Consider the following 1,003-nt stretch of genomic DNA (forward strand, 5'->3'; position numbering starts at 1 on the left):
GTGCGGCTCACCGCCTCCAAGCCGCAGAAGCCCACGTGCAGGAAGAGGTTCTCGGCCCGGCTGACCGCTCCGGCCACCATGACGTCCGCCGTCCCGTCGTGCAGCCGGTCGCAGGCCAGCTTGACCGCGTACAGGGACGACGCGCAGGCGGCGTCGAGTGCGAAGCCGCCCGCGCCGAGACCGAGCGCCCGGGCCGCGAAGTGCGCCGGAAGCCCGGAGGAGAAGCGGTTGCGCGCGTCGGGCCTCCGTGCCGCTGCGGTCAGCAGAGCCGGCGCCCCCTCGGACAGCCACACGTGCTCGGCGAAGGCCGTCCCCGCGCTCGTGGGGTAGGACAGATTGCCCAGCACGAGGCCGGCCCGGGCCGAGGGCCCCTCGTGTCCTGCCTCGCGCAGCGCCTGCCGGGCGCCGTACAGCACCCAGTGAAACAGCGGGTCGAGTCCGAGGATCTCCTCGGGCTCGACGAGGAACCCCGTGGGATCGAACACCGACTCGAACCCTTGGACGTAGCCGCCGGTCTCGTTCCACGTGCGGTCGAGGTGGTCGTCGACGGTGCCCGCGGCCCACCGGCTCGGCAGACGCCAACGCCCTTCCGGGACCGGCGACAGGCCGCTCCGGCACGCGGCGACGTTGTCCCAGAACGCGTCGGGGTCGAGCGCGTCCGGGAACACGCAGCCCCGGCCGACGACGGCGATCGGTTCGAATCCCATACCGGTCTCATTTCAGGCACACGGACGTACACGGGCGGCGGGGCGGGTTCAGGAAGGGCGTCGTACCAGTTCCACGCCGTACAGCTCGACCCTCGGCGTCCCGTCCGGGTCGAGGAGCACCGCGTCGCAGCGCGCCCCCGTCTCGTGCACCTTCCTCGCCCGCACCACGCACCGCACGGTGTCCTGGACGGGACCGCGGCGGTGCACCCGGCACTCCGCGACCGCCATCGGCAGGGTGGCGTCGTCGAGGGCCTGCCCGGCCCAGAGCAGGGCGAGTTGCAGGGCACCGTCCACGG

2 protein-coding genes are annotated in these 1,003 nt (G+C 73.3%); both read right to left on the reverse strand.

Annotated elements, in window-relative coordinates; translation table 11 throughout:
* Positions 1-707, reverse strand: a 707-nt coding sequence (locus tag IH13_RS0127775; protein WP_037842563.1) for a beta-ketoacyl synthase N-terminal-like domain-containing protein, incomplete at its 3' end; no start/stop codon positions are given.
* Positions 708-755: 48 nt separating this feature from the next.
* Positions 756-1,003: polyketide synthase dehydratase domain-containing protein (locus IH13_RS0127780; RefSeq protein WP_158791350.1), on the reverse strand; the 248-nt coding region annotated here is incomplete at its 5' end.

The sequence above is a fragment of the Streptomyces sp. NRRL WC-3549 genome (genome assembly GCF_000721935.1).
Lineage (GTDB): Bacteria > Actinomycetota > Actinomycetes > Streptomycetales > Streptomycetaceae > Streptomyces.